Origin of the sequence: Psychrobacter immobilis (genome assembly GCF_003148585.1) — a bacterium.
Classification (GTDB): Bacteria; Pseudomonadota; Gammaproteobacteria; order Pseudomonadales; family Moraxellaceae; genus Psychrobacter; species Psychrobacter immobilis.
In genome coordinates this window covers 187,163-209,313 of record NZ_QGGM01000004.1, presented here as the reverse complement: position 1 = coordinate 209,313, position 22,151 = coordinate 187,163, and the positions used below count along the sequence as shown (strand labels likewise).

At 42.9% G+C, this 22,151-nt stretch carries 20 protein-coding genes; 10 read left to right on the top strand and 10 right to left on the bottom strand.

Features of this window, described 5'->3' with window-relative positions; translation table 11 throughout:
- Window positions 1-84: 84 nt before the first annotated feature.
- Together tmk and mltG are read right to left on the bottom strand one after the other, a co-directional pair.
- Window positions 85-810 carry a dTMP kinase gene (gene tmk, locus C8D84_RS05690; RefSeq protein WP_109590709.1) on the bottom strand — a complete coding sequence of 242 codons (726 nt, stop codon included), beginning with the start codon at window positions 808-810 and terminating at the stop codon, window positions 85-87.
- Between the two features lie 98 nt (window positions 811-908).
- Window positions 909-2,201 carry an endolytic transglycosylase MltG gene (gene mltG, locus C8D84_RS05685; protein ID WP_109590707.1) on the bottom strand — a complete coding sequence of 431 codons (1,293 nt, stop codon included), beginning with the start codon at window positions 2,199-2,201 and terminating at the stop codon, window positions 909-911.
- A gap of 167 nt (window positions 2,202-2,368) precedes the next feature.
- Between mltG and C8D84_RS05680 the strand changes: the two genes are divergently transcribed.
- Window positions 2,369-3,133 carry a DpnI domain-containing protein gene (locus C8D84_RS05680; RefSeq protein ID WP_109590705.1) on the top strand — a complete coding sequence of 255 codons (765 nt, stop codon included), beginning with the start codon at window positions 2,369-2,371 and terminating at the stop codon, window positions 3,131-3,133.
- Here the strand turns inward: C8D84_RS05680 and C8D84_RS05675 are convergent.
- On the bottom strand, window positions 3,125-3,691 hold the full coding sequence (locus C8D84_RS05675) for a hypothetical protein (RefSeq protein WP_109590703.1): 567 nt from the start codon (window positions 3,689-3,691) through the stop codon (window positions 3,125-3,127). The two genes, C8D84_RS05680 and C8D84_RS05675, sit on opposite strands and share 9 nt — an antisense overlap.
- Before the next feature lie 155 nt (window positions 3,692-3,846).
- On the opposite strand from C8D84_RS05675, the gene C8D84_RS05670 reads away from it, so the two are divergent.
- Window positions 3,847-4,044: a DpnD/PcfM family protein gene (locus C8D84_RS05670; protein WP_228244480.1), complete on the top strand. Its 198-nt coding sequence runs from the start codon at window positions 3,847-3,849 to the stop codon at window positions 4,042-4,044.
- Between the two features lie 6 nt (window positions 4,045-4,050).
- On the opposite strand, the gene C8D84_RS05665 is transcribed toward C8D84_RS05670, so the two are convergent.
- Together C8D84_RS05665 and C8D84_RS05660 are read right to left on the bottom strand one after the other, a co-directional pair.
- Window positions 4,051-5,037, bottom strand: a complete 987-nt coding sequence (locus C8D84_RS05665; RefSeq protein ID WP_228244478.1) for an aminotransferase class IV — start codon at window positions 5,035-5,037, stop codon at window positions 4,051-4,053.
- A 3-nt stretch (window positions 5,038-5,040) separates the two neighbouring features.
- Window positions 5,041-5,709: a hypothetical protein gene (locus C8D84_RS05660; protein ID WP_045452725.1), complete on the bottom strand. Its 669-nt coding sequence runs from the start codon at window positions 5,707-5,709 to the stop codon at window positions 5,041-5,043.
- 444 nt (window positions 5,710-6,153) lie between these two features.
- Here C8D84_RS05660 and aroE point away from each other — a divergent pair, with 444 nt between their 5' ends.
- On the top strand, window positions 6,154-7,014 hold the full coding sequence (gene aroE / locus C8D84_RS05655; RefSeq protein ID WP_109590701.1) for a shikimate dehydrogenase: 861 nt from the start codon (window positions 6,154-6,156) through the stop codon (window positions 7,012-7,014).
- Window positions 7,015-7,109: 95 nt separating this feature from the next.
- Here aroE and C8D84_RS05650 read toward each other — a convergent pair whose 3' ends face one another.
- A complete protein-coding gene (locus C8D84_RS05650; protein ID WP_109590699.1) occupies window positions 7,110-8,237 on the bottom strand; it encodes an FUSC family protein in 1,128 nt (375 codons plus the stop codon).
- Between the two features lie 397 nt (window positions 8,238-8,634).
- Here C8D84_RS05650 and C8D84_RS05645 point away from each other — a divergent pair, with 397 nt between their 5' ends.
- Window positions 8,635-10,455: an acyl-CoA dehydrogenase C-terminal domain-containing protein gene (locus C8D84_RS05645; protein WP_109590697.1), complete on the top strand. Its 1,821-nt coding sequence runs from the start codon at window positions 8,635-8,637 to the stop codon at window positions 10,453-10,455.
- A 191-nt stretch (window positions 10,456-10,646) separates the two neighbouring features.
- Complete coding sequence (locus C8D84_RS05640; protein ID WP_109590695.1) at window positions 10,647-11,129, top strand: hypothetical protein; 483 nt, start codon at window positions 10,647-10,649, stop codon at window positions 11,127-11,129.
- A 37-nt stretch (window positions 11,130-11,166) separates the two neighbouring features.
- On the opposite strand, the gene C8D84_RS05635 is transcribed toward C8D84_RS05640, so the two are convergent.
- Window positions 11,167-11,541, bottom strand: a complete 375-nt coding sequence (locus tag C8D84_RS05635) for a 5-carboxymethyl-2-hydroxymuconate Delta-isomerase (RefSeq protein ID WP_109590693.1) — start codon at window positions 11,539-11,541, stop codon at window positions 11,167-11,169.
- Between the two features lie 107 nt (window positions 11,542-11,648).
- Window positions 11,649-12,137 (bottom strand): Cys-tRNA(Pro) deacylase, encoded by a 489-nt coding sequence (gene ybaK / locus C8D84_RS05630; RefSeq protein WP_109590691.1) that lies wholly within the window; start codon window positions 12,135-12,137, stop codon window positions 11,649-11,651.
- Window positions 12,138-12,395: 258 nt separating this feature from the next.
- Here ybaK and plsB point away from each other — a divergent pair, with 258 nt between their 5' ends.
- Complete coding sequence (plsB, locus tag C8D84_RS05625) at window positions 12,396-15,194, top strand: glycerol-3-phosphate 1-O-acyltransferase PlsB (protein ID WP_109590689.1); 2,799 nt, start codon at window positions 12,396-12,398, stop codon at window positions 15,192-15,194.
- 146 nt (window positions 15,195-15,340) lie between these two features.
- On the opposite strand, the gene ettA is transcribed toward plsB, so the two are convergent.
- Window positions 15,341-17,002 carry an energy-dependent translational throttle protein EttA gene (gene ettA / locus C8D84_RS05620; protein ID WP_045443195.1) on the bottom strand — a complete coding sequence of 554 codons (1,662 nt, stop codon included), beginning with the start codon at window positions 17,000-17,002 and terminating at the stop codon, window positions 15,341-15,343.
- 437 nt (window positions 17,003-17,439) lie between these two features.
- Here ettA and C8D84_RS05615 point away from each other — a divergent pair, with 437 nt between their 5' ends.
- The 4 genes from C8D84_RS05615 (at window position 17,440) to C8D84_RS05600 (ending at window position 21,348) form a co-directional block, all read left to right on the top strand.
- Entirely contained in the window at window positions 17,440-18,663 is a 1,224-nt protein-coding gene (locus C8D84_RS05615; protein ID WP_109590764.1) for a flavin reductase family protein, read from the top strand.
- 150 nt (window positions 18,664-18,813) lie between these two features.
- On the top strand, window positions 18,814-20,163 hold the full coding sequence (locus C8D84_RS05610; protein WP_109590687.1) for a fatty acid desaturase family protein: 1,350 nt from the start codon (window positions 18,814-18,816) through the stop codon (window positions 20,161-20,163).
- A gap of 222 nt (window positions 20,164-20,385) precedes the next feature.
- Window positions 20,386-20,679 (top strand): GNAT family N-acetyltransferase, encoded by a 294-nt coding sequence (locus C8D84_RS05605; RefSeq protein WP_109590685.1) that lies wholly within the window; start codon window positions 20,386-20,388, stop codon window positions 20,677-20,679.
- A 375-nt stretch (window positions 20,680-21,054) separates the two neighbouring features.
- Window positions 21,055-21,348: a 4a-hydroxytetrahydrobiopterin dehydratase gene (locus C8D84_RS05600; RefSeq protein ID WP_055123632.1), complete on the top strand. Its 294-nt coding sequence runs from the start codon at window positions 21,055-21,057 to the stop codon at window positions 21,346-21,348.
- A gap of 113 nt (window positions 21,349-21,461) precedes the next feature.
- On the opposite strand, the gene C8D84_RS05595 is transcribed toward C8D84_RS05600, so the two are convergent.
- Window positions 21,462-21,617, bottom strand: coding sequence for a DUF1328 domain-containing protein (locus C8D84_RS05595; protein WP_021814049.1), 156 nt, complete (start codon window positions 21,615-21,617; stop codon window positions 21,462-21,464).
- Window positions 21,618-22,151 lie beyond the last annotated feature (534 nt).

Below are 22,151 nucleotides of genomic sequence, written 5' to 3'. Positions count from 1 at the left end.
GAATATAACAGTTTATAAAACACAAAAGCCTCAACGCAATGTTGGGGCTTTTTATTTGGCTAGGTGATGGCTGTATAAAATCCGTTACGAAACATCAAATCTGCCTTGTACCGCCTGCCATACTCGCGCGCTCACCTCATCGGCTGTGCCTGATGCGTCAATGCGCTGTATCCGTTCGGGATGCTGAGTCGCCAGCGTGTTAAAGCCTTTATGTACCCAAGTAAAAAATTCGGTCACTTGCTGCTCAAATCTATCAGCGGCGCTACGTTTATTAGCGCGTGCCATGCCTTCTAATACGGGCAAATCCAGCCACAATGTCAGCTCAGGTAGTTGCGGCACAAACTGCTCGATAAGTGATTCAATTTTGGCTCGTACCACCGCATCGCCATGTGCGCGCCCAAAGCCTTGATAAGCAATAGTAGAATCGGTAAAACGATCGCATATTACCCACGTCCCACGTTGTAGCGCTGGCAAAATCACCTGCTGCATATGATCGCAGCGCGCCGCAAATAGTAGCAATAGCTCTGTATCATCATTGATGTCGGTCGCAGGGTCCAACAATATAGCGCGTAAACGTTCTGCAAACGGGCTACCACCCGGCTCACGGGTACGCAGATACGCAATATTGTTATCGTCTAAGCGTGTGCACAGCTGCTCAATGGCAGTCGTTTTGCCTACGCCCTCAGTACCTTCAAAACTGATAAAGCGCCCTTGACTGAGTGCGATATCATTGATGTCATTGCTTGTTTTGAGCTGCTTTGCTTGCGACTGGACTGTTTGAGATACGTGGTCTTGTATAGATGCTGACATGATATGACCTTATGTCATTGATGAGCGTTATGTCGTTATGTAGACAGTTGCATAACGCTCAGTTCACGATAGGTTTGAAGAAAAGATAGAGGATTAAATTACTGCGGCGGGGTTTGTGATTTTTTTTCACGCATGACGCCGAGATATTCTTTTACCGCTTGATTGTGCGCCGCCAAGCTATTGGTAAATTTGTGCCCGCCATTACCTGTCGCCACAAAGTACAATGCGTCACTATCTGCTGGATGCAAGGTCGCTTCGATAGAGGCAGCCGATGGTAGCGCGATAGGTGTTGGCGGTAGGCCATCCATTTGATAGGTGTTATAAGCCGTTTTTTCATCAATGTCTTTGCGGCGAATGTTGCCTTCATAGCGACTGCCCATACCATAGATGATGGTCGGATCGGTCTGCATTCGCATGCCTTTATCTAAGCGATTTCTAAACACCGCAGAGACCAAAGGACGCTCTTCTGCCACACTGGTTTCTTTTTCGATAATAGAGGCCATCACTAACGCCTCATAAGGCGTCTTATAAGGTAAGTTGGGCGCACGATTTTCCCACGCTTCAGTCAATACTTGCTGTTGACGCTTATATAAATCGGTCAGTACCTGCTTATCAGTGCTGCCTTCCCCATAATAATAAGTATCAGGGGCAAACCAGCCTTCAAGATTGTGATTGACGATAGGGTCGCTACTATTTATCACTTCATTTGGCAATATACCGACCAAATCCAACGCTTGAGCAATACCAGCATTGTCTCTATCATTGCCACTATCGTCGGTCAGCACCTCTTTTTTGATGCCTTTATTATCCCTTAATGTTTGATACAAGTCTTTAGAAGTTTTGCCTTCGATGATTTGCACTTTTACCATCGATGCTTTTACCCCTTGCCCAAGTATATGTAGCGTTTCAGCAAAGGTAGGGTTTTCTGGTAATTGATAAATACCAGCATGTAAGGGGCCATCAACTTGTGTTTTCATATAGAGCTTGGCAATCGTGGCAGAAAACAGCGGGATTTGCTGTTGCCACTGCGGCAGTAGGCCGTAATAGCTCTGACCCTGCTCAATGGTGACCATTTGCTTTGGCTGCTCAATCCGCCCAAACAATGTCTGATAGACCATCACTAAGAAAAACGCAGCGATAAGCCCCAGTACTAGCAACACTTGATAACCACGCTGCATAAAGAACGATTGATTATCGGCTTTATATTCGCGTGGCTTAGCCGCTCCACTGATGAGTGACACATCTGTCGCTGGCGTTTCCTCTACTCCATCAACTGCTGGTTGCGTGTCTGGTAGTGTGGTATCGACACGCTCCTCAACACTGCTATCTGGTTTATTCGATGGCGTTTCATTAGGACGTTCAGGAGGCGTTTCAGATGTAGGCTTGCTCATGGCAACTCGCGAGGCAGAAGTTTGCTAGAATTTAGCACTGAACCGTGCGATTTTCAATGGTATTTGCTTAGCTTATGAATTATCTTGGTATTTACGCCTGCTGATATGGGCTAATATTTCTACCTTCTTTTATTGTTTTTCCTTTTCTTTAATAACGAAAACTGGTTATGAATCTACATTTTAATCAAAATCTTGCCAAAAATTACAAGTCGCCTAGTCAAATCATTAGAGTACTCAGTGAAGATTGGGTTGCTAAGCAAAGTTACTGCCCTAGTTGCAATACCGAGCCATTGGCGGAATTTACTAACAATCAGCCTGTCGCTGACTTTTATTGTGCAAATTGTAATGAGCAATATGAGCTAAAAAGTAAGCAAGCAAAGTTAAGCAACATTATCAATGACGGCGCTTATGACACCATGATTGAGCGTATCAGTAGCGACAATAATCCTAACTTTTTCTTTTTAACCTATTCTCAAGAATATAGCGTTAACAACTTCCTGATTATTCCTAAGCATTTTTTTAAGCCTGATATGATTGTCAAACGTAAGCCTTTATCAGTCACTGCCAAACGTGCCGGTTGGGTTGGTTGCAATATTGATTTACGACAAGTGCCCGAATCAGGGAAAGTATTTTTGGTGAAAAACCAGCAAGTCATACCACGCGATAATGTCACCGAGCAATTTCAAAAAACCTTGTTTCTACGTAAGCAATCTACAGCTTCGCGTGGTTGGACACTGGATGTTTGGCAATGTATTGATAAACTGAACGTTAATTTTTCTCTCAATCAAGTTTATGCGTTTGCTGATGAATTACAGCGTAAACATCCTGAAAATAATCACATTAAAGATAAAATCCGCCAACAATTACAAGTATTACGCGATAGAGGTATTATTGAATTTACTGGTCGTGGGCGTTATTGCAAATTATATTAAACGTTTCTCATTGAAGCGTTCAGGTCTTGGTTGCCCTTTATTATTACGGTAGACATCTGCAATTAATTCCTCTCTATCGTCCCATAAAGGTAAACGTGCCGTTGCAACTAAACGGCCATGAAACTTATGCGGTGGATACTCTCCATCAATTTCATCATTGATTTTAAAAAAGTGCTCTTCTCGATAATCGACATAAGCGTGCATTCTATTTTTAACATATTTATTCCAATACCAGACCAGCTGGATAGCTGTGCGCGTAGGTATAGTAAACTGTTTTAAGTTGACTGTAAGCGCACGTGTTACTGGTTCGTCGTTAGGAAAGACTCTAATACGTTGCTCGATAACTTCTTCTCTTGTTTCTGCGTACTCAAACACACCGCCAAACGCGATAAATTTTTTAAAGTCTTTCAAATACATAACACCGAGCGACAATTCAGTGAATCTTGATAAGTGAATAATTTCATCAGGTTGTTTTTTTGCTAATTTGCAAATCTCATCAAAAATTAATAGTCGACGGATTTGTAAAGGTATTCGTTCATCTTCGTAGATGTAGTCCATGGATATCTCTCCTTATCAAAACACTATCATTGATCGATTTTCCTTATCGCACAAGTCTACATAACAAAAGACGATCACTTCTTTTTAAGTGCCTTTGCTAACCTAGAGTATATAAATACTCAAGAAATTTTGATAAGCATATATCGGGAATAGTAATGATGAAAGTAGATAAAAAACTGAAGAGAGCCTTTCAGATAGAGATTGTCGAGACGTTGAATAATATCGTGGAGGTTAACGCAGAGAACGAGCAAGAAGCACTATTAAAAGCGCAAGATATGTATCACAATGAGGAAGTTATTTTGTACCCAGATGACTTTATTGATACCAAGTTTAATATTTTTAAATACGATTAGAATCGCTCAAAAACCCACCACCTCACCCGATAATAACGTCAGGCTACTCATTGGCATGACACCGCGCAGCGCATTGCAAAAGAATAGCTGGCTTAGTCGTGGCAAATCCTCATCTTTTAATGATCTGATAATGACGGGATGTTTGCTAGTCGATAACGCATCGATAAGCACTTGCCGCATCACGCCAGCGACGCCCGATTGCGCCATGGATGGTGTATACCATTGACCAGTGGTTAGATAGTTTGCATTGTCTTCATAAAGCGGTAGCGTAGACAATTTTTCTGATGCCGTTTTTTCTGATGATAGTGTTGATAAAGGCGAGTCTGATAACTGATAGAAGACATTGCTCATCGTACCTTCAACCCAACGACCACTCATATCTCGTAGCAGCCCCTCACTGATTCTGGGTTTGATATTGTCTTCCGATACTTGGGCTTTGATGCTTTGTAGCTCGCCACTTGCCAGCACATTATCAAGGCGATTGAGGCTTTTGAGTCCGGCTAATAGTGGCGGTAAGCAGGTAAGCTGCGAAGATAGGCAAATGGCAGAACTGATAGGCTGCATCGGGATTAAGCATCCATCAGGCAAGCGTAATTGCTCAGTCGTAGTGACGGTCATCGCAGAGGATTTTAGCCAAATCTCACAAGCGCTACCAGATGCGGTTGGCACATAACCATAACCACGGACATCTTGCACGGCGCGAGTCACCATCAGCTTCAGCATGCCTTGTTGTAGTTGCTCGGCATGCGTCCGTATTATAGCCATGATAGAATGATTGTCTAATTCAAGTTGTAAAGCTTCAGCATGGGAAACAAGGCGCTGCTGATGATGAGCCAACCACAGTATTTGCCCATCGATGACCCCCATCGTGGTAAAAAACCCATCGCCATATGCCAACCCACGATTGTCTAGCGATACTGTGTCTGAGATATCCGTCGTAGCACTTGATGGATGTATGCATAGCCAATTACTGAGCGGCATGATAGCTAGCACAGCTTACTTCTTATCTGTTTGGGCAGCAGATTTATTGATGACCAGCATACAACTGTAGAACTCACATTTTGCCAATTCTATTTTTTGTCCACCGATGACTTTATTTTTGATAATTTGACCATTAAGCATATCAGAAATCAGTTGTCCGCCCTCATCACCCATCAGTTGGCGGGCAAGCTTATGCGCTTTTTCGGCATGGTTTTGACTTATCTCTTTTTCTTTATCAGAGTCAGTAGGATTGGCAAAGTACCAGCCCAGTTCGAGATACTTTTCAGAATCAATCAAATCCAAATACGGCGCATCGGTATCCATAAAGCGATATTTGGCGGCTGGATTACTGGCATAGTCGAGGCTGTTCTCATCAGTGCTCATGACCTTACCAAAAGTCGCCTTGATCTCATCTAAGTTATCGACATTCAATGACGCTACATTTTTAGTGCCCCATCCCGCAACGTCATATTTCACTTGTGTACCTTGCTGAGCAGTAGCGCCGTCTAAATCGGCGTTCGGCGCAGCATTGTCCTGTACTAGCGCATCGTCAGCGACGGTTTGCTCGCTCATATCGGCATCTTGGTTTTGGGCGTCGTCTTTGCTGCTATCACAGCCACTGAGCGACACGCCGACTGCCATTATCGTACCGACCAAGAGGGTCTGTAGGCTATTATTCCACATGGGCAATTTACTCACACTTTTAGATGATTCTCAAAATAGTATTAACGAGCAGGCAGATAGGCCGCTGATAATGGACATTATATTTTATAAACAAGCGTTCTTATACTTGGTATTTTATGACTCAGTTTGTTATGTCAGTTTCTTATGACTTGGTTTTTGACAGTTCAGTTACTGATGGTTATGCAACTGCCAAAATATCAATATAAAATTTTCATGCTCTCTAGTTTACCCAACTGCTTAACACTTGACCACCCTTTACGTTACGGATAACGCTCCCAGACAGTACAGATTTGTTAAAGACAGAATCTGTCAAAAAACCTACCTATTCAAGTGTTTACTCGTTAGACCACCGATTTGTCAAATATCGCGTTATCCCTTATGATGATTGTATATCAATGCCCTTCTACTGATCAATTTTTGCCTCTTATCGCAAGCAGACCTATTATGACCCAGCATTTTATCGTTATCGGCAATCCCATTGCCCACAGCAAATCTCCTGAAATTCATACGTTATTTGCAGCGCAGACGGGTATTGAGATTAGCTATCAACGCCAATATTGCCCCGATGATGCAGCCAGTTTTACCGCGGTGCTTGAGGCATTTTTTCAGGGCGGCGGCGTTGGAGCCAACGTAACTGTACCTTTTAAACAAATCGCTTATGACTGCTGCGCGGCGTGCGGTGGTTTATCTGAACATGCCAAGGTTGCAGGCGCAGTCAATACGCTGTTACTAAATAAAGCGCTGGTAAAAAGTGGCGTGCCAATCACCGAGGCATTGTATGGCGATAATACCGATGGACAAGGACTGGTCAATCACATCTTAAGTTTGGGTTGGCCATTGAATGGTGCTCGCGTGGCACTCATTGGTGCAGGCGGCGCAGCACGTGGGGTGATATTGCCATTGATTGAAGCTGGTATCGCACATCTTACGATTGCCAATCGCACGCTGAGCAAGGCAACAGCGTTAGTCACTGAGCTTAGCGCGGCAAGCACTGCTATTCATGAGCAGCAGATTGAAACTTGTCGCACGACTGAATTAAATGGACAGTTTGATATTATCATCAATGCGACTTCTATTGGTTTATCAGCAGATACGCTACCACTAAGCGACACGCTAAACGGTGACTATGCTTATGACATGATGTATGGACGCCCGCTACCGTTTCTGCAGCATTTTTCTGCGCGTGGCGCACAGATTTCTGATGGTTATGGTATGCTCATCGAGCAAGCAGCGCTAAGTTTTGAGCGTTGGACGGGTCATACGATCGATGTTGTGCAAGCGACTGAAACGCTACACAGTCGTTAATCGAAAATCGACATAAAAAAAGTCGCATGAACTCAGCTCATGCGACTTTGATTAATACTTGATTGCAAATGTACTGATGATTTGACACTCATCAATTATCCAAAGCGCGCCAGTAGCCAGTTTTCGATACGCCGTAGCGGTATGCGTAAGTTGGTTGAATGCATTACTACTCCGCCGCTCAGACCCACCAAGCAGCCAATCACAGTATCAAAAAGGCGCGTGCGAATCACTTCTTGATAGGCGGACTCAGAAAACGGTAAACCACTGCCGTATTCTGCAATAAATATCGTCAGCGGCGTGATAAATATGACTGCCAAACCATAATGTCGATCCACCAACGTCTCGATACAAAGCATCATCGTCAGTATCGCCAGTGCGACACCCCATATTGATAATCCCCAAGACAACATCCAACTCGCCAAAACCACACCCAATACTGTACCAAGTAAACGATGTATTTGCTTAATCCACATGGTGCGCAAATGAATACCTTGGATAATCAAAAAGCAACTAACTGCTGCCCAATAGGGGTTGGACAGCTGTAAAGTGACGGCGATGAGCAAGGCTAAACTGACAAAACTGGCGACAATCAAACTTTCAGTAATGGTATCTGGCTCGTAGCGATAAGTAGGCGTCGGCGTCGCTGGGCGCGTTGCTAATAAAAACAACGAATACAGCAATGCCATCACTAAAGCAAAGCCACTGCCAAGCATCACCAGTCCAGTTGCACGTAAGATGTCTTCCAAAGGTAGCGGTATAAATAGCGCAATAGCACCTGCCATCATCACAAACAGTCCCGCTGGCGGTGGCTGACGATAATAACGTCCAAAAATCACAATACCAAACGCCATGAGCGTAAATATTGGCAGTTTTAATAGCGGGACTTGCTGAGCAATTAGACCGAGCGCAAAGCACAGCGACATGGCAAAACCCCAAGCCATCACTGTCACCAATCGATACGGCAGCTTGCCCACTAACGGTATATTCAAAATAACCATCGCCCCCAAAGACGCTTTAATGCCTGACGATAAAGCATCAAAATAAGCGCCCACAAACACAGGGAAACTGATGGCAATCGCCGCGATAATCGGCATATGCCACGGTCTCTTACTACGGTTCACTGTCAGTAAATGCGCCAGCTCCCCATCAATTAAAGCCTTTATGCGAGCAAATAACGCTGTCAGCCAAGATGCTCGCTTTGCCTCGCGCTTGGATGCGCTCATAATTGGCTTTCCTTATATCGTAAATGCAGTTAAAAAATATTTTTCTGATACGGTCACATCTATCATAAATAGGTACTTAACCACAGACACTAATAAAAATCGAATTCATCAATACATAAATTAATGTTTTGATTTAAAATATTAATTATGAATATTAGTTATTAGTTATATATTTGTCGCTATAGAAGATTTATACTGACAGTAACGCCGCGACAGCTGTTTTTTATCAAGGATGCCTTAACGGCAATCAAAATGGATGAGCTGTTTTTGATAAATCTGAATGACGAGCCGTGATATCGTCTATTCTTACCCCAAATGATTAAACACCCTTTACATGAAACGTGGCTCAAATACCGAGCTAGCCATTTATGATAGCGAATAACTAAAGAGAGCGACTATGTTAACTTACAAAGCACCTTTACGTGATATCAAGTTTTTAATAAATGATGTTTTCGACTTTCAAACTCATTATAAAGATTTGGACAATGGCGAAAATGCCGATCCTGAAACCGTCGATATGATTTTACAAGGCTTTGCTGACTTCGCTGAAAATGTTTTAGCACCTTTGTACCAGCCAGCTGATGCAGAAGGCTGTCATTTTGACAATGGCGTGGTTACCACCCCTAAAGGCTTTAAAGAAGCTTATGATCAGTTCGTAGATGGTGGTTGGCAAGGTATTTCGTACCCTGAGGAATTTGGCGGTATGAACTTGCCCATGTCAATCAACCTCATTAAGTCTGAAATGATGGGCACTGCGAACTGGCCTTGGGCGATGTATCCTGGTCTATCAACCGGCTGTATCAATACCATTATGCAATATGGTAGCGATGAGCAAAAAGAAACCTATCTACATAAATTGGTTGAAGGCTCTTGGGCTGGCACTATGTGTTTGACTGAACCACAATGTGGTACGGATTTGGGTCAAGTTAAATCTAAAGCCATTCCACAAGATGACGGCTCTTATAAGCTTAGCGGTACTAAGATTTTCATCTCAAGTGGTGAGCATGATTTAACGGAAAACATCGTTCATATTGTTTTAGCACGTTTGCCAAATGCACCAGAAGGCACACGCGGTATCTCATTATTTATCGTACCGAAATTCTTGCCAACTACTGAAGGTGAAATTGGCGAGCGTAATGGCGTGACTTGTGGGTCGATCGAACACAAAATGGGTATCAGCTCATCAGCGACTTGTGTCTTAAACTTTGATGATGCGGTTGGTTATCTCATTGGTGAGCCGAACAAAGGCCTCAAAGCTATGTTCACCTTTATGAACACGGCACGTATCGGTACAGGCATCCAAGGTTTGGCGCATACTGAATTGTCATTCCAAAATGCGCTACCGTATGCAAAAGACCGTCGTTCTATGCGCACCTTATCAGGCACGAAAGAGCCTGAAAAAGTTGCTGATGCTATCATCAACCATGCTGACGTACGTCGTATGCTATTGACCCAAAAAGCCTTTGCAGAAGGTGGCCGCTCAATGATTTATCATTCTGCGCGCTATGCCGATAAAATGGCACAGGGTATCGCTAACGGTGATGATGAAGAGTTTGAAAAGTGGGATGACAAATTGGGTTTCTACACACCAATCCTAAAAGGCTTCTTAACTGAGCTAGGTATCGAAGCGGCCAAACACGGTCAGCAAGTCTATGGCGGTCACGGCTATATCAAAGAATGGGGCATGGAGCTAATTGCTCGTGATGCTCGTATCGCCACCATGTACGAAGGTACAACTGGTATTCAAGCATTGGATTTACTCGGTCGTAAAGTGATCTTGCAGTCTAAAGGAAAAATCATCCGTGATTACACTTCAAGCATCATGAAATGGTGTGGCGAGTATGCGCTTGATAAAGACATGCGTAAATTCGTTTGGGCGCTCACCAAGCTATGTGCTGAGTGGAATACATTGACTGTCCGCTTGATGCTAATGGCACGTAAAGACCGTGAGATCATCTCTGCTGCATCAGACGATTTCTTGATGTACTCAGGCTATGTCATGATGGGTTATCATTGGGCGCGTATGGCAGCGGTCGCTTATGACAAGCTTGAAAACGGCGGCGCTGAATCACCAGAATTCTACAAAGCTAAGATCCAAACGGCTGAATTCTACTTTGATAAGTTGTTACCACGTACATCGGGGCATGCCGAAGCCATGGTTGCACCAAGTGACAGCATGACAGCAATGAAGATTGAGAACTTTGCTTTTCTAGACTAAGTTTTTTAGACTAAGATAGCATCACAATTAAGCAGTAATTAATAAGAAAAGCGCCTAGCATGTAGGCGCTTTTTTATGCTTAACTAAAAGTACAGACGTTCTCATTAAAGCCTATCGATAATAAATATACATCATAGATGAGAGATAACGAGTAACTCATTATAGATAAACGGCCATTTTAGGAGCCAATCATGTTACCCAGTGATCATCAAAAAACTTCTTTAGCCTCATTATCTATACGAGTGCTACTGCTCAGTACGGCACTGATCAGTTTTAGCGCAACTAGTGCTACGGAGCTGGCTAAAAACCCTGACACTCCTATTAAATTTGCCCAAGGCGCGATCAGTAGTACGGTCACTGGCAAATTAAGCCCCAATGAAGATGAGCGCTGGTATCGCTTTGATGCCACTAGCTGGCAATATGCCGTTATTAATATTGCACCACTTACTGGTACGCCTGAGACAGCCAATGTCGGCGTATTACATATGCCAAATGGTACGCAAGATGGCAGCAAAGGCGGTATCGTGTATCAAGGCTGCCTACCTGCAACCGGAGAATATCGCTTACGTATTGCCCGCAACTTGATGGCGACTGAAGGCAAAACGGCTGGTTATAGGGTTGAGATAATAATATTACCCACGTATGCCAGTAAATCGCTATGTGAATACTTATAGCGATTGATGAATCGTCGTTTCGGACGATATCAGCATTTTAGCTACCCAGCATTTTTTTATGATACACCGCGCTAATTTCTTCAACTTCCACACATATCTGTAAGGCTGCTCGCCCTGATTGCTCTGCGCCTATCTCCTGCTCTATCATCGTCACCAGCAGCCCTGCTAGCTGATTACGAATCACCATGTCACGACCAGTCATTAGTTTTAGATGCGCATAGATAAAGCCATACGTCTGCTCATCATCTTCAACGCCTACCAAAAATGTCTCAATGGGTACGATCCGTGCTTTAATATCAGTCGGCGTGCCAAAGTGCCCACTGTCCCATAATGCTTTATTTAACGCTTTAAGAAATGATTCTTCATGAGCAATACTGACATTGGGCGTCATTTGAATGGTTAAATGTGGCATGAATATTTCCTTATAAAATATGAGTGAGGGAGTAAAATATTAGCCATCGTTTCAGGCTTGATTGAACAGCCCGTTAGCGGCAACGATTTTTAGTCATCAGTAACTTTTTAGTCATCGATAATGGTACTAAAGCAAGCAGCAAGGGTCTCAGCTAATTGTGCTGGTGGCAGCTCAATTTCTAAACCACGGCGACCACCGCTGACATAAATCGTTGTCTGCTCTGCAGCCGAGCTGTCTATGATAGTCGGCAAGCGCTTCTTTTGTCCCAATGGGCTGACGCCGCCTAGCACATAGCCCGTACTACGCTCTACCTGCTTAGGATCCGCCATTTGCACTTTTTTGCAGATCAGCAACTTATTCGAAGATAGCGCCTTAGCCATTTTTTTAAAGTTTAACGTTTTATCCACGGGTAAGATAGCAACGGCAAGCGCACTAGTCTCTGTCGACACCACCAAGGTTTTGAACACTTGTGACACATCCACGCCTAGCTTTTCTGCCGCCTCTAAGCCAAAAGAGGCGGCATTACTGTCATGGACATAGTCGTGTAACTGATAGTTCAGAGCGCGTTGTTTGGCAAGATTAATCGCTGGTGTCATAATATTTCAGCTTATATCAATGATATTAATAGGTAGATTTAAACATAATTACTCTATAGTGACTCTTGGTTGTCGCCGAACTATTATTGCGCTAAATACATTAACTTTCAATTATTTGAGCTTATTAAGAGCGACTTAACTCACTATATAGTAACCAGACCGTATTAATATTAGCAGTATATACAGACACTATATATCGCTTTGGTGGCTTTTATGGCATCATAAGCGCAACATATTTGACTATTTTTGATACTGATTATGATACCGAAGTTCTTAAAAAAACGGATTTTTAAAGCGCCAGTCACAACCGACAGCACTTCTAATACTGACGTCAATCCAATCGCCCCCAAGCCTTATTCCAATGCGCCGATTAATCAAATTTATCGCAAGCTATCGGGGCAGCTACTCGATGTCGCTGTTAAACCTAAGTTATTGGGTGAATTACCTGAGTTCGATACCGACGATCAAACGCTAAGATTTTATGTGTTGCAAGATTATTCGCGCTCCAACAGTATTTTAATTGACCTGCAGACGCAAGAGCACAACCTACCACCAGCATTGGTTGGGGTACATGATGCCGCCCATAATATCAAAGAAAACGCAGCCATCATATTTTTGAACCATCCAAGCGCTAAAGACAGTCAGCTATCGCCGCGCCTGTCACGTTTGGTGTCTGCTGTTTTACAACATCCAGAGCTAAAAGTACGTTTGGTGCCCGTCTCTATTTTATGGGGACGCGCCCCAGAAAAAGAGGATTCACTGTTTAAGCTGCTGACCGCTGACAACTGGCAAGATCCTAGCATCACCAAGCAGCTCTTTAATATCGGAGTAATGGGGCGTGACACCTTTGTACAGTTCCATCCACCTCAAGATCTACGTACCCTTATCAATGATAGCCTTAAAGGTGATGAAGAAGGGTTTTCTATTTTTGATTCACTAGCCGTTGATTCAAAAGAGAACTCTATAAAAGAAGACACTGTAAAAGAAAGCTCTGCAAAAGACAGCAATTTAGACATCAACAGTAGCTTGGGCGATGCCGACGAAGCACCAAACTATGCTTTGGTAGCGACCGCTGACAGCAATCGTGAACTGGTACGTATGCTACAGCAGCGGCTTACGGTTTATTTAGACAAGCAGCGTGCCAGTATGCTCGGTCCTGATTTATCAGACAGACGCAACTTAGTAGACAAGCTAGTGTATTCACCAGCTATCAAACATGCGATAGAGGCAGAAGCCGTAGAATCTGGTATCAGTGTACGTGAAGCCCGTGTCTTGGCTAAAGGTTATGCCAATGAGATGGTCAATGACTATTCACATTCCATCGTGCGCGGTTTTTATAAGTTTTTAACGTGGTTATGGACACAACTCTATGATGGCGTAGAAGTCCATCATTTCGAGCGCGTACGTGAGCTTGCGACTGACTATGAGCTGGTTTATGTGCCTTGTCATCGTAGCCATGTCGATTATCTATTGCTATCTTATGTCATCTACAAGCGCGGTCTGAGCATCCCTTATGTCGCTGCTGGTGACAACCTAGATGTACCCGTATTAGGGCCATTATTACGCGGCGCGGTTGCCTTTTATATACGTCGTAGCTTTCGTGGCAATGCACTTTATACCGCCGTCCTCCGCGAATATATGCACACCCTTATTACACGTAACACACCGATTGAATACTTTATCGAGGGTGGTCGCTCGCGTTCAGGACGTTTATTACCACCGAAGATGGGCATGCTAGCAATGACAGTGCACAGTCAATTACGTCATTCTGAGAAGCCAGTGGTTTTCATTCCGACTTATATCGGTTATGAGCGTATTATGGAAGGTGGCACCTATGTTGGTGAGCTAAAAGGCAAGCCAAAAGAATCTGAATCTTTACTAGGCTTACTCAAAGTTGGTCGTAAAATTGAGCGTATCTTTGGTAATGTACATCTAAGCTTTGGCACACCGCTGCATCTTAGCGACTTTATGACAAAATTCGATGTGCCAGCCAATAGTTTGCCGACGGATCGCACCGATACCCCGCTCGATGATAAAGCCAGCGCGATGGTCGATAACATCGGCGTCAAAATCATGCAGCACATCAATAAGGCGGCGGTTGTGACGCCCGTTTCGTTATTATCATTGGTATTATTATCAGCGCCTAAAGCGGCTTTAGATGAAGAAATCTGTCGTGAGCAAATTGCCCTTTATCAAGGTCTTGCTCAGCAGTTGTCCTACTCAGATGATACCGTCATTACAGATATGAGTCCGCAGCAAATCATTGATTATGGTATCAAACTAAAGCTCATTGAACGTACGCCGCATATTTTAGGTGACATCATTCAGATTGCCGGTAAACAAGCGGCATTGCTCAGCTATTTCCGTAATAACATCCTGCATGTATTTATTTTACTGTCTTTCTTATCAGCATTAGTGGCGCGGAACGGTCGTATCGAGCGTAGTCGTTTGGACAATATTGCTAAGCAACTCTATCCATTTTTACAAAGTGAGCTGTTCTTATATTACCCAGCACATGGCTTGGCTGATACCTTGAACAAAAAAGTCGACAGCCTACTCTCGCATGGTCTAATTGTCGAATTGAGCGATGGCGTACTTAGCGTCCCTGAATCAAACAGCAAATGCTATCAGCAGCTGCAAGTGCTAGCGACGCCTGTCGGACAGAGCCTTGAGCGTTACTTTATGACGCTTGCCCTACTCGCCCAGCAAGGCTCAGGCAATCTAACCGAAAGCGAAGTCGTTGATCTGTGTCATCTGCTGGGTCAGCGCTTATCTGTACTATATGCAGACGATATTCCTGATTTCTTTGACCGCGCCTTATTCACCAGCTTCATCAGTGCCTTGACTCGTCTCGATTACTTGCAAAAAGATGATGAAACCGGCGTATTGACCTTTGATCATCGTATCAATGATATTGCTCGTCATGCTAAGTACGTGCTAACGCCTGACATGATGCAGATTTTGCAGCAAGTCGCCAGCTTAGATGAAGAAGAAATTACTCATGCGATTACTGAGATTAGTAATAAAAAGCAGCGTAAATTTGGGCGTAAGCGTTAATTTGTAACCAGCTACAATATTTAATGAGCTAAACTGAATATATCGAGCAAAAAAAGACCTCTAATTGATTAGAGGTCTTTTTTTATCTTCAAATTTAAAATTTCTAAGTAGCTGTTTTTTCAACAACTACTTTTTAAATAACAGTCCTAGGTCGAAATCTTTTTATATTTCATACGCTTAGGAGTGGCAGCATCACCCATCGTCTTTTTGCGATAAGTCTCAAACTCAGAATAGTTACCATCGAACCAAACTGGGCCTTCATCTTCGAACGCCAAGATATGAGTCGCGATACGGTCAAGGAACCAGCGATCATGCGAGACGACCATGACCGTACCTGGGAAGACCTGAATCGCATCTTCTAGCGCACGTAAGGTCTCAATGTCCAAATCGTTTGACGGTTCATCAAGGAGCAAGACGTTTGCACCCTGCTTCAATGTCTTAGCAAGCTGCAAGCGGTTACGCTCACCGCCAGACAATTGACCGACGTGCTTTTGCTGATCTGAGCCTTTGAAGTTAAAGCGACCGATATAAGCGCGGCTGGGCGTGGTGTAATCGCCAACTGTAATAATATCAAGACCGTCAGACACTTCTTCCCAAACGGTTTTGCTGTCATCTAAGTTGTCACGTACCTGACCAACATAGGCAACTTTAACACTTTCGCCCAAATCGACTGAACCCGTATCTGGCGTATCACGTTCGGTAATCATATTAAATAGCGTGGTTTTACCCGCACCATTTGGTCCGATGATACCGACGATCGCACCAGCTGGCACGTTAAAGCTTAGGTTTTCATAAAGCAAACGATCACCAAATGATTTGGAAATGTTATTCACTTCAATGACTTTATTGCCTAAACGTGGACCAGGCGGAATATAAATTTCAGCTGTCTCATTGCGCTGCTGGAACTCTGTTGAGTTCAACTCTTCAAAGCGCTGTACACGAGATTTAGACTTGGCTTGTTGACCTTTTTGGTTTTTACGAATCCAATCTAGCTCTTTTTTCAGTGCTTTAGCAAATGATTCTTCTTGCTTATTCTGCTGCTCTAAACGGGTGTTCTTTTGCTCTAGCCACTCAGTATAGTTGCCTTCATACGGATAACCATGGCCACGATCTAGCTCCAAAATCCACTGAGCGACGTTGTCTAGGAAATATCTATCATGGGTAATGGCAACGATTGTACCGCTGTAGTTCTGCAAGAACTGCTCTAGCCATGCAACAGATTCGGCGTCCAAATGGTTGGTTGGTTCGTCAAGTAACAGCATATCAGGGCGAGACAATAGCAAACGGCATAGTGCCACACGGCGTTTTTCACCACCAGACAGCTTACTAACATCCGCATCCCAAGGTGGCAGACGTAGGGCATCAGCCGCTTTTTCGAGCTGGGTATTTAAGTTATGGGCATCCCACGCTTGAATGATGTCTTCCATCTTGCCTTGTTCTTCAGCAAGCTTATCAAAGTCAGCATCAGGCTCTGCATATTCTGCATAAATAGCATCTAAACGTGCGAGCGCGTCTAAGGCTTCACGCATACCATCTTCGACATTTCCACGGACGTCTTTGCTGTCATCAAGCTGTGGTTCCTGCGGCAGATAACCTATTTTGGTGCCCGTTTGCGCGCGTGCTTCACCACTAAATTCAGTATCCACGCCCGCCATAATGCGTAGCAAGGTTGATTTACCTGAACCATTGATACCTAGGACACCGATTTTGGCACCTGGGAAAAATGATAAGTTAATATTTTTTAAAATTTCACGCTTAGGCGGAACAAGTTTTGACACGTTGTTCATCGTGTAAATATATTGAGCCATTAACACTCCGATAGACTGCATAAAAGAGGCGAGCAAATCATACTTAGCAATGATGCCAAGCGTGCTGCACCTCAAAATCAGGGTTACAAATTATAAGCCATTATCGCATTGTGGCGCATACCCTGCAAGCCAACAGATTGTTTTAACGATTGTTTTACGGCTTTTGTCACAGAGTGCTCAGCTTTGTAGCTAAAAGCGGTAACGAAACCTACTATCAAACCGTTTCGCTTAACATTCTGACTTATAACTGTTTTATAAAGACCACAAAAAATAGCATCAAAACTTTCGCAAATTTAATCAATAGCCATTAGCATGTTAGGATAGCTTAACAGATTCAAGCGACCTGACCTAAGTGATATCCGCTAAATTTGCGCACAGGTGAACACACTATTTATGATGTCAATCATTTTGATAGTATTAACAAAGGTACTGATAATATGACCAACGGCTATCGCCCTGAAATGATTCAACATGCGTTTATCGATTTTATTGGATCACACTTACAGCCGTTTTGGTCTTTCACTGTCCCAAAGCTGCGCCTTGTTGCGCGATATATCCTTAGCGATGACTTAATAGCGCTCAAATTTGAGACCAATCATGCTTTTCGACGGCAATTAGTGGGTTCGCAACGTGGTTGGCAGGGTGGGCAACATCTTAATTTAAGCGTTCTTATTGAAGGTGTGTATCATCAGCGCAGCTATTCATTATTAGGTTTGGCGCATCAACCGCTCTGGTGGCACGACGTTACTATTGGCAACAGTATTAATAGTGGCGCTCGCAAAAATCAACCACCTTACCTTGCGATTACCATTGCTATTAAGCCACAAGGCTTGGTTTCGGATTATTTAACCAAACATATGGCATTTGGCAGTGTCATCAACAGTAGTGTTCCCAGTGGCTCTTTCACTTTGGCACAAACATCTATAACAGTACAGACAAAATCAGCTGCCGAAAAGCCTGCTTTTTTATTATTTATCGCGGGTGGCAGCGGTATTACGCCCATGTTAGGGCTCATCACGCAAGCACTGGACAACGGACATCAGGTGACATTGCTATATTACAGTCGCACTGAAATGCTCCCGTTCAAAAACCAATGGCAACAACTGAGCACAGCGTATCCAGCTTTCACCTATCATCTGGTCAATACCGAGAAATCTGATACTTATTTGGCTGGCAAGCGACACTTGAGCGTAGACAGTTTGTTGGCATTGAACTTACCGCTGGCAGATACGCAAATATTTGCATGCGGGTCACAGGCTCTTTTAACTGGCTTATATAAAGCAGCGGCGAAGGTAACCTTACCGCACAATAAAAACCTGCGCGATAATATCATTGTAGAAAACTTTGGTCATGCGCTGCCTGATTTCAATTTTGATAACAAACAGGCGCTCGATAGAAAGAAATATACAGCACAACATACTGTTTATTTACGGGCGAGGCAACGGCAGTTTGACAGTAGCACGACATTATTGAATGCCGCAGAGGACGCAGGAATTCGCTTAGTGCATGGTTGTAGACGAGGTATCTGCCAGTTGTGTCGCTGCAATAAAGTCAGCGGCGTGGTCAAAAATATCTACACAGGAAAAATGAGCAGTGATGGTTATGAATCTATTCAAACTTGCATCAACATTGCCATGACTGATGTGGTGCTAGATATTTAGCAACACGGTGATAAAAATAAATGCTCATAACGGCTCATAAGATAAAAACACAGCCTGCTGTTACCTTATAGCCTACGGTAAAAAACTCAAACAACTTATTGAACCGAACCCAGTACCGACTCTCCGTACCATTTCGGTTAAGGATTATTTATGCGCTTGCTACCACCCGTCACTATGGCACAATCTGCTGTACCCGTTTTGACCCCACTAACTGATGCAAAACAGCAGAAAGCAAAGCAGTTGACTCGCTACCCAACGTTGACAGGAGCGCCCTTACCAAAGGCGCAATCTGATGCCCTCGCTCATGAATTAAATGTGCTTTACCGAAGCGTGATGGATTCGTTAGGTAGTGATGACGCACGATACATTAAACGAGTGTATGCCGCGGTAGTCTATAGTGAAATGACAGCGCGTGGCTTACTGGCAGCGGCTGGATGCCTGCAGTCAAAACGTAAAATTGTCGCGACTTGGTTATTGGGTACCTCACTACTGAGTCTCAGCAAAATTCTAAACAATATGGAGCTTGGGCATAATGTCATGCATGGTCAGTATGACTGGATGCAGCACCCGTATCTCAACAGCCAAAAGTTTGATTGGGACATTGTCTGTCCTGCCCCATTGTGGCAACACTCTCATAATTACTTGCATCATACTTTTACCAATATCGTTGGTCGTGACCATGATGTTGGCTATCACTTAATTCGCGTGACTGATGAGCAACCTTGGACGCCAAGCGACCGCCATAATATGTTGAAAACAGCGGTATTGGCTCTAGGTTTTGAGTGGGCGGTCGCCTTTCATGATATTCAAATCAGTGTCGACGAATACGCAGACTCCCCTGATAGACACCAAACCATGCAACAGAAATCTCGCGCATTATTCGCCAAAATCGCACGGCAAGTAGGCAAAGATCATATTGTACTACCCACGTTAGCAGGGCTGACATTAGGTCGGCGTAGTGCTATGACTACACTGAGCGGTAATGTTACTGCCAATATCGCTCGTAATCTGTGGACATGGGCGGTAATATTCTGTGGACACTTTACCGAACAAGCCCATATCTATACCCATCTCGATGCCGATGAGACTAAAGGCGACTGGTATGTGCGTCAAATTCTTGGCTCCAGCAATATTCAAGGCAGTAAGCTGTTTCATATTTTGACGGGTAATTTATCGCATCAAATCGAACATCATATCTTCCCTGATATGCCAGCCAGTCACTATGCTCGTATCGCACCACAATTACAGGCGATATGCCGCAAGTACAATCTACCCTATAATACTGGGCGCTTTGGTACACAATTCCGGCAAATGCTGGGACGTATCCGCCACTTTAGCAAGCCAAGTGCTGAAGAATGGCAGTCTTATTTGCAATCACAAACTACGTCAATCGCTGAAACAAATCATGCCGTAACAGAAAGACCAAAAGAGCTGCCCGCTATACGTGGATTGGGTAAGTATCTTCCCCCTGTCATGCGCCAAGCCTTATTTTATGCTTGATATGCAGCTCATATGGAGATCACTGGTAGACCCCTTTAGTCTTAACATTTACTCTATCGACTCTTACGCTAAAGAACTATAAATGTGAATCGAAAGGACTCATACTTTAGTGAATAATCTATTCGGTCATTCAAGCTTTTTTTATTTAAAAATACGCTTGATCAATACTAAAGAAAACCAATAATATTTAATGATAATAATCAATAATAACGGAGAATATCCATGAAAAATCAAAGCTCTGAACAAAAACTAACCATCACCCATGATGAACAGGCTAAACGCTTTGAAACCTCTATTGACGGTTATACTGGCTATATTAGCTATCAAGAGCGTGACGATACATTAGTTTATGATCATACTATCGTGCCTCATGAGCTAGGCGGGCGCGGTATTGGTTCAGCATTGGTCAAGCATGCCCTCAACTATGCTCGTGAACAGAATAAAAAAGTGATACCACAGTGCTCATTTGTCTCGTCATATATCAGCAAACATCCTGATTACCAAGACTTGCTATAGTCCACTCTTTAGCGATGAGCCATAGAAAATGCAGCATACTAATAAGCATCACGATTTATTTAGAAGTATTTTAAGCATTTATTATGGTTCAGCTTGGCTAATAAAATTGAAGCGTTAATACGCTACTACCCTCCTATTTATTTGCTATCTGCCCTTGTATATTTATCTTTGAATATATGGCAAGATAGCAAATATAGGCGGGTTTTCTGACCTATAATGCAGATAGAACAAAAGGTCTTTACAGTGATGTAATAGCGTCAATGATATAGCTGAAAAAGAGGATTGAAGTTTCGTACAATAGCTCTGACAGCTACAATGTAGTGCCTGATATAGTTTTTAATAAACCAAATCAACATAATAATAAAGGTGATTAATATGAGTAGTTTATCTGATAAGCAAGTAAATTTGCAGTTAGAGGAATTGCCCGGTTGGCAGCGCGAGGGCAATGCTATCGTAAAAACATATCACTTTAGCGATTTCATCGAAGCCATAAGCTTTATGAATCAAGCCGCGTTCCATGCGGAAGCGCTCGAGCACCATCCCGAATGGCGCAACACGTATAACGTGGTAGAGGTGCGCTTGACTACTGGCGATACTGGCGGTATAACCAGCCATGATATTCGTCTGGCTAAACGGATGGAACACATTGTTCAGCCGAAACGTTTATAGTAATGTGTTTTTTTATAATGTTTATAAAAATTTTTCATTAGTAAATACATTCTTAAATACCAAAAAAAGTCCTCAATTGAGGACTTTTTTATTTAACAATCTACAGGTATTGATTACATCTTGCGGCTTACAAATGCCACAATAAATAAAATAACAGCGACTGCTAAGAAAATATATGCCAAATTAGCAGACAATCCTGCGACACCGCCAAAACCCAATAAACTTGCTAACAGTGCGATCACGGCAAAAATAATAGCCCAGCGAAACATAACCTTCTCCTTAAAAATTATTATTAGAAAACCAGATATTTAGATTGATGCAATGGACAATTATTAATAAGAAATAACTACTATTATTAATGAGTACCTTGCTCTCTCTAAGATTCCTTTTTCTTTACTTTTTGTTTTTTTGATATTTATTAATTTTTTAATCATTAATACTGCTTACGACCATAGATTAGCAATATTTATCTTTAGAAAACGTTCATTTTGGTAATGATATCGGTAGGTTATGTAACCTTTGTAGCAAATCTTAACATCGAACCTTTTTTTCATCCCTTTATGGGAGTTATGTGTATAGATGGTTAGTTATTACTTAGCCGTCAACATTTCCATCATATAATCTGCTATAAACAGTAACTTACAAGTCATTTTTACTGGTCAAAAATACTTTAATATATCTTTTTCAGGCAGATATAAGTCATGACTCATTTAGTCATGACTTATATCTATAGTTAACCTGATTGCTATCAAAAAATCAGACCTCAAACTCTGACTGTTAAATGGCAACAAATTTTAAACGTC